The sequence below is a fragment of the Paracoccus lutimaris genome (assembly GCF_003337565.1).
Classification (GTDB): Bacteria; Pseudomonadota; Alphaproteobacteria; order Rhodobacterales; family Rhodobacteraceae; genus Paracoccus; species Paracoccus lutimaris.
The window spans coordinates 179,366-185,564 of sequence record NZ_QPJL01000006.1; the positions used below are offsets into that span (position 1 = coordinate 179,366).

Genomic DNA, 6,199 nt, shown 5'->3' on the forward strand with positions numbered 1-6,199 from the left:
AACTTCTCCTTAGCGCGCGTCGCGGTCACGACGCGGACCACGCGGAGCCGGGCCGTCCTGCGCCTCGGTGGCGCGGCGGTCGCGGGCCTGCGGGTCATGCTCCATGATCTCGCCTTTGAAGATCCAGACCTTCACACCGATGATCCCGTAAGGGGTCGTGGCTTCCGACAGCGCATAGTCGATGTCGGCGCGCAGGGTGTGCAGCGGCACGCGGCCTTCGCGATACCATTCGGTGCGGGCGATCTCGGCGCCGCCCAGGCGGCCGGCGACGTTCACGCGGATGCCCAGGGCACCCATGCGCATGGCGTTCTGCACCGCGCGCTTCATGGCGCGACGGAACGAAACGCGGCGCTCAAGCTGCTGGGCGATCGACTCGGCCACCAGCTGGGCGTCCAGTTCGGGCTTGCGGACTTCAACGATGTTGAGGTGCAGTTCCGAGTCGGTGAAGTTTGCCAGCTTCTTGCGCAGGGTTTCGATATCGGCGCCTTTTTTGCCGATGATGACACCCGGACGCGCGGCATAGATCGTGACGCGGCACTTCTTGTGCGGACGCTCGATGATGACGCGGCTGACGCCGGCCTGCTTGGCTTCCTTGTGGATGAAGTCGCGGATCTTCAGGTCTTCCAGCAGCAGATTGCCGTAGTCCTTGTCATCCGCATACCAGCGGCTGTCCCAGGTGCGGTTGACCTGAAGACGCATCCCGATGGGGTTTACTTTCTGACCCATTACGCGTGCTCCTCGACCTGACGCACCTTGATGGTGATTTCCGAAAACGGCTTCATGATCTTGCCGTAACGACCACGGGCGCGCGGGCGACCCCGCTTCATGACCAGATTCTTGCCGACCCAGGCCTCGGCGACGATCAGATTGTCGACGTCGAGGTTATGGTTGTTCTCGGCATTGGCGATGGCCGACTGAAGGCATTTCTTCACGTCGACGGCGATGCGCTTGTGCGAGAAGGTCAGGTCGGCCAGAGCCTTGTCGACTTTCTTGCCGCGGATCAGCGCCGCAACCAGGTTCAGCTTCTGCGGCGAGGTGCGAAGCATCTTGGTTTTCGCAAACGCCTCGTTCTCCGCCACGCGGCGCGGATTGTTTTCCTTACCCATGGCTTACTTCCTCTTCGCTTTCTTGTCGGCGGCGTGACCGTAATAGGTCCGCGTCGGCGAATATTCACCGAACTTCTGGCCGATCATCTCTTCGGTCACGTTGACCGGGATGTGCTTGTGACCATTGTAGACGCCGAAAGTCAGGCCGACGAATTGCGGCAGAATGGTCGAACGACGCGACCAGATCTTGATGACATCCGACTTGCCGGCCTCACGGGCCTTTTCCGCCTTGCGAAGCACGTATGCGTCGACAAAGGGGCCCTTCCAGATAGAACGTGCCATGGATTAGCGCCCCTTCTTCGCGTTACGCGACCGCAGGATATATTTGTCGGTCGCTTTATTCGTGCGGGTCTTGTTCCCCTTGGTGCCTTTGCCCCACGGGGTAACCGGGTGACGACCGCCCGAGGTCCGGCCTTCACCACCACCATGCGGGTGGTCGATCGGGTTCATCGCAACACCGCGCACGCTCGGGCGGATGCCCTTGTGACGGTTGCGGCCCGCTTTGCCGAGATTCTGGTTCGAATGGTCCGAGTTCGACACGGCGCCGATGGTCGCCATGCATTCCTGACGCACCAGACGCAGTTCGCCCGAGGACAGGCGGATCTGCGCATAGCCACCGTCACGGCCGACGAACTGGGCATAGGTGCCAGCCGAACGGGCGATCTGGCCGCCTTTGCCGGGCTTCAGCTCGACGTTGTGGACGATGGTCCCGATCGGCATGCCGCTGAAGGGCATGGCGTTGCCGGGCTTCACGTCGACCTTGGCGCCGGCGATCACCTTATCGCCAACGGCCAGACGCTGCGGCGCGAGGATATAGGCCTGCTCGCCGTCTTCGTATTTGATCAGCGCGATGAAGGCGGTCCGGTTCGGATCGTATTCGATCCGCTCGACGGTGGCCACGATATCGAACTTGGTGCGCTTGAAGTCCACGATGCGGTAGAGACGCTTCGCCCCGCCGCCCTTGCGGCGCATCGTGATCCGTCCGGTGTTGTTCCGGCCGCCGTTCTTGGTCAGACCCTCAGTGAGAGTCTTGACCGGGCGCCCTTTCCAAAGCTCCGAACGGTCGATCAGAACCAGCCCACGCTGGCCAGGCGTCGTCGGTTTATACGACTTGAGTGCCATGCTTTCTGTCTTCCGTTGCTTTGGACCTAGTGGTCCGTTTCGTCAAAAAACGCGACGGCCCCGCTGCCGGGGCCGTCGATTCGGTGGCTATATCAGAGGCCGGTCGACACGTCGATGGTGTTGCCGGCTTCCAGCGTGACATAGGCCTTTTTCACGTCCGAACGGACGCCGGGACGGCCTTTGAAACGCTTGGTCTTGCCTTTGGTGATCGTGGTGTTGACCGCTTTCACCTTGACGTTGAACAGCGCCTCGACCGCCTGCTTGATGGCGGGTTTGTTCGCGTCCTTCGCCACCTGGAAAACGAAGGCGTTGGCGTCAGACACCAGCGTCGCTTTCTCGGTGATCAGCGGCTTGACGATCACGTCGTAATGTTCGGGCTTCACGGTCATTTCAGACGAGCCTCCAGAGCTTCGACACCGGCGCGGGTCAGCACCAGCGTGTCGCGGCGCAGGATGTCATAGACGTTGGCACCCATCGAGGGCAGCACGTCCACCCCTTCCAGGTTGCGGGCGGCACGGGCGAAGTTTTCGTTCACTTCGGCACCGTCGATCACCAGAACGCGCTTCCAGCCGTTTTCCTTGACCGCTTTGGCAACGGCCGAGGTCTTGGCTTCGGCGATGTTCAGATTGTCCACGATAACCAGCTCACCCGCGGCGACTTTCGCCGACAGGGCGTGCTTGAGGCCAAGCGCGCGGACTTTCTTGGGCAGATCGAAGGCGTGGCTGCGCGGGGTCGGACCCTTGTAGACACCACCGTGACGGAAGATCGGGGCCTTGCGGGAACCGTGGCGGGCGCCGCCGGTGCCTTTCTGGCGATAGATCTTCTTGGTCGAGTAGCTGACATCCGACTTGCCCAGCACCGAGTGGGTGCCCTGCTGCGCCTTCGCACGCTGCCAGCGCACGACACGATGCAGAAGGTCGGCACGCGGCTCGAGCCCGAAGATGTCATCGCTCAGGTCGATATCACCGGCCTTGCCGGCTTCGAGCGTGATCACGTCGAGTTTCATTTGCTTTCTCCTTCGGGCGCGGCATCGCCTTCGGCGGCACTGTCAGCAGCGATCGAAGCTTCGGCCTCGGCCAGAGCGGCGGCCTGCGCGGCGGCTTCAGCTTCAGCAGCGGACTTGCGGGCGGCTTCTTCGGCGGCGGCGGCAGCGGCAGCGGCTTCTTCGGCCAGACGCGCGGCTTCCTTGGCTTTGGTGCGGGTCGCGGCGGGGAAGATCGTGGTTTCAGCCAGCGGCTTCTTCACGGCATCCTTGATGGTGACCCAGCCACCTTTCGAGCCCGGAACCGAACCCTTGACCATGATCAGGCCACGGTCGGCATCGGTGCGAACGACCTGCAGGTTCTGCGTGGTGACGCGAACCGAACCCAGGTGACCCGCCATCTTCTTGCCTTTGAACACCTTGCCGGGGTCCTGGCACTGGCCGGTCGAACCATGCGAGCGGTGCGAGATCGACACGCCGTGCGAGGCGCGCAGACCACCGAAGTTGTGACGCTTCATCGCACCGGCAAAGCCTTTACCGATCGAGGTGCCGGCGATGTCGACATACTGGCCGGCGAAGTAGTGGTCGGCGATGATTTCCTCGCCCACTTCGACCAGGTTTTCAGCCGCAACGCGGAATTCCGCGATCTTGCGCTTGGGGGCGACATTCGCTTTGGCGAAATGGCCGCGCATGGCGCCGGTTACGCGCTTGGCTTTCGCCTCGCCCGCACCCAGCTGCAGCGCGACATAGCCGTCGGTCTCGACGGTCCGCTGAGCGATGACCTGCACGTTATCGACGTGCAGAACGGTAACGGGCACTTGACGCCCGTCTTCCAGGAACAGCCGGGTCATGCCCAGCTTCTTGGCGATAACACCAGTCCGCAGCATACCAGCCTCCCTTAGACCTTGATCTCGACGTCCACGCCAGCGGCGAGGTCGAGCTTCATCAGGGCGTCAACGGTCTGGGGGGTCGGATCGACGATGTCCAGCAGACGCTTGTGCGTGCGGATTTCCCACTGGTCGCGGGATTTCTTGTCGATATGCGGGCCGCGCAGAACGGTGAATTTTTCGATTTTGTTCGGCAGCGGGATCGGGCCGCGAACTGTGGCACCCGTGCGCTTGGCGGTGTTCACGATTTCCTGGGTGCTGGCGTCCAGCACGCGGTAATCGAACGCCTTCAGCCGAATGCGGATATTCTGACTTTGCATCGTCATCCCTCGGATAGGGAGTCTCCGTCGAGAGGCTGACAGCGCACCACGCGGTGCCAGCATCGGACCGTATAAAAAACTGCGAAGCCGCCCTGTATTGGGCGGCCCCGGCAGAAGCAACCGATTCCGTTCCGGAAGTCGACAATTCGGCAGCGATGGGCGCGTATAACGCCAGCCTGCCATGGGCGTCAAGGCCCTATGGCAGCCCTGCCTGCCTCAGGTTTTCCCATTCGCCTCGCGGATGCGCCGGGCGATGGTCTCCCTGACGCTGGCCGGCACCGCGTCCACCGGCAGGATCTGAAACAGCTGCGGCGAGACATATAACAGCATCACCCGCCGATCTTCGGCAATGGCCAGATAATCCGACCAGCGATGGGTCCAGTGATCCTCGCCGGATAGGAATTTCAGCCCCGTCTCCTCGACCAGCAGATCTGTCTCGCGGGCCAGCATCGGGTAGCGGTCATATTGCCACCGCGCGGCGATCCAGGCGCTGAAGGGCGGAATCAGCAGATATATCAACGCCCAGACGACCGCCGGAATAGCGATGGCGGGCACCAGTTCTGAAGGTCTGGTCAGAAACTTCATCAGGTCGCTCCCCATCACAAGGCTGACCACGATCACCAGCACGACCCATGACAGCGGTATCCACGGCTTCCGCAGAATGCACCGCCACCGCAGCGCATAGGCGGCTGCGAAATCCTGCCGTGCGATCCGTACCCGATAGCTGTCCATACGATACCCCGTAACGAAAAAGGCCGCCCCAAGGGGCAGCCTTTCCTGTTTAGGGTCACGTCTGAGGGATCGCAACCTTTCGATGATCCGGGATCAATACCCGGTTTCGCTCGCGGCTTCGTCGATCAGATCGGCGATTTCGCCCGGATGCGAGGCCAGCGAGGCGTGGCTGGCGGCCAGATGGATGGTCCGCTTCGGGTTCATCCGCGCCGACATCATCTCCTGGTTTTCCGGGTTGATCATGCGGTCATGGGTCGAGATCTGGTACCAGACCGGCTTGTTCTTCCACGCGGGCACGGTAACGTTGTCGCCAAAAGTGCTGGCCAGCGGCGCCTTCTGGGTGACGGCCATGACAAGCGCGTCGCCCTCGGACAGATCCTGGCAGAAGCTCTCGTGGAACTTGTCCTGCTTGATCCACAGATAGCCGTCACTGTCAGGTGCAATGTTCGGGAAGGCTTCCGGCGGCTTCGCCTGGCTGATGCCGCCCGGGCTTTCGCCTGCGTCGGGCGCGAAGGCCGCGACATAGACCAGACCCTTGACGTTCGGCAGGTCGCCCATCTCGGTGATGACGGCGCCACCATAGGAGTGGCCGACCAGAATCACCGGGCCGTGAATCTGCTTGACCATCTTGCGGGTGCGCTCGGCATCATCGGCCAGCGAAGTCAGGGGGTTCTCGACCGCGTGCAGGTCGTGATAGCCGCGTTTGTGCAGTTGCTTGATCACATTCGCCCAATGCGCGGCTCCTCCCCAGAAGCCGTGAACCAGGACTATTGCGGGTCGTTGAGGCATGCGCGTCTCCATGAAACATGTCACTTCGTGTGCCGGCTGTTCGCGCCGGATAGACACGATGGCCATAGCCAGATGCCTTTGTCCATGAGGAAGAAACGCCGCATCGCAGCAACGCCAATCCCTGCCATCACCCCGCAATAAAACAGAATTTTCTGCTTAAAATACGAAAAAGGCCGCCCCTTGGGGCGGCCCTTTCCATCGTGATATCCGTTGCCGGATCATCCGATGTGATCGCTTCGCAAGCCTTGGCTTACTTGATGA

General features: G+C 61.9%; 10 protein-coding genes. All 10 read right to left on the reverse strand.

Annotated elements, in window-relative coordinates:
- Positions 1 to 9: 9 nt before the first annotated feature.
- Positions 10 to 726, reverse strand: a complete 717-nt coding sequence (gene rpsC, locus DFP89_RS07995; RefSeq protein ID WP_114348901.1) for a 30S ribosomal protein S3 — start codon at positions 724 to 726, stop codon at positions 10 to 12.
- Positions 726 to 1,106 (reverse strand): 50S ribosomal protein L22, encoded by a 381-nt coding sequence (gene rplV, locus DFP89_RS08000; RefSeq protein WP_114348902.1) that lies wholly within the window; start codon positions 1,104 to 1,106, stop codon positions 726 to 728. The genes rpsC and rplV overlap by 1 nt, the downstream gene beginning before the upstream one ends.
- A gap of 3 nt (positions 1,107 to 1,109) precedes the next feature.
- Entirely contained in the window at positions 1,110 to 1,388 is a 279-nt protein-coding gene (gene rpsS, locus DFP89_RS08005) for a 30S ribosomal protein S19 (protein ID WP_114348903.1), read from the reverse strand.
- A gap of 3 nt (positions 1,389 to 1,391) precedes the next feature.
- Positions 1,392 to 2,228: a 50S ribosomal protein L2 gene (gene rplB / locus DFP89_RS08010; protein WP_114348904.1), complete on the reverse strand. Its 837-nt coding sequence runs from the start codon at positions 2,226 to 2,228 to the stop codon at positions 1,392 to 1,394.
- A gap of 92 nt (positions 2,229 to 2,320) precedes the next feature.
- A complete protein-coding gene (locus tag DFP89_RS08015) occupies positions 2,321 to 2,617 on the reverse strand; it encodes a 50S ribosomal protein L23 (RefSeq protein ID WP_114348905.1) in 297 nt (98 codons plus the stop codon).
- Positions 2,614 to 3,234, reverse strand: a complete 621-nt coding sequence (rplD, locus tag DFP89_RS08020) for a 50S ribosomal protein L4 (protein ID WP_114348906.1) — start codon at positions 3,232 to 3,234, stop codon at positions 2,614 to 2,616. Before rplD ends, DFP89_RS08015 begins: the two co-directional genes overlap by 4 nt.
- Positions 3,231 to 4,097: a 50S ribosomal protein L3 gene (rplC, locus tag DFP89_RS08025; protein ID WP_114348907.1), complete on the reverse strand. Its 867-nt coding sequence runs from the start codon at positions 4,095 to 4,097 to the stop codon at positions 3,231 to 3,233. The genes rplD and rplC overlap by 4 nt, the downstream gene beginning before the upstream one ends.
- Before the next feature lie 11 nt (positions 4,098 to 4,108).
- Positions 4,109 to 4,417, reverse strand: coding sequence for a 30S ribosomal protein S10 (gene rpsJ, locus DFP89_RS08030; protein WP_042247848.1), 309 nt, complete (start codon positions 4,415 to 4,417; stop codon positions 4,109 to 4,111).
- A 216-nt stretch (positions 4,418 to 4,633) separates the two neighbouring features.
- Entirely contained in the window at positions 4,634 to 5,149 is a 516-nt protein-coding gene (locus DFP89_RS08035) for a YcxB family protein (protein WP_114348908.1), read from the reverse strand.
- A gap of 93 nt (positions 5,150 to 5,242) precedes the next feature.
- A complete protein-coding gene (locus DFP89_RS08040) occupies positions 5,243 to 5,938 on the reverse strand; it encodes an alpha/beta hydrolase (protein ID WP_114348922.1) in 696 nt (231 codons plus the stop codon).
- Between the last annotated feature and the right edge of the window lie 261 nt (positions 5,939 to 6,199).

Excerpts from the sequence above, each read along its gene's own strand:
- rpsC (WP_114348901.1), bottom strand. The coding sequence starts at position 726 with ATGGGTCAGAAAGTAAACCCCATCGGGATGCGTCTTCAGGTCAACCGC.
- rplV (WP_114348902.1), bottom strand. The coding sequence starts at position 1,106 with ATGGGTAAGGAAAACAATCCGCGCCGCGTGGCGGAGAACGAGGCGTTT.
- rpsS (WP_114348903.1), bottom strand. The coding sequence starts at position 1,388 with ATGGCACGTTCTATCTGGAAGGGCCCCTTTGTCGACGCATACGTGCTT.
- rplB (WP_114348904.1), bottom strand. The coding sequence starts at position 2,228 with ATGGCACTCAAGTCGTATAAACCGACGACGCCTGGCCAGCGTGGGCTG.
- DFP89_RS08015 (WP_114348905.1), bottom strand. The coding sequence starts at position 2,617 with ATGACCGTGAAGCCCGAACATTACGACGTGATCGTCAAGCCGCTGATC.
- rplD (WP_114348906.1), bottom strand. The coding sequence starts at position 3,234 with ATGAAACTCGACGTGATCACGCTCGAAGCCGGCAAGGCCGGTGATATC.
- rplC (WP_114348907.1), bottom strand. The coding sequence starts at position 4,097 with ATGCTGCGGACTGGTGTTATCGCCAAGAAGCTGGGCATGACCCGGCTG.
- rpsJ (WP_042247848.1), bottom strand. The coding sequence starts at position 4,417 with ATGCAAAGTCAGAATATCCGCATTCGGCTGAAGGCGTTCGATTACCGC.
- DFP89_RS08035 (WP_114348908.1), bottom strand. The coding sequence starts at position 5,149 with ATGGACAGCTATCGGGTACGGATCGCACGGCAGGATTTCGCAGCCGCC.
- DFP89_RS08040 (WP_114348922.1), bottom strand. The coding sequence starts at position 5,938 with ATGCCTCAACGACCCGCAATAGTCCTGGTTCACGGCTTCTGGGGAGGA.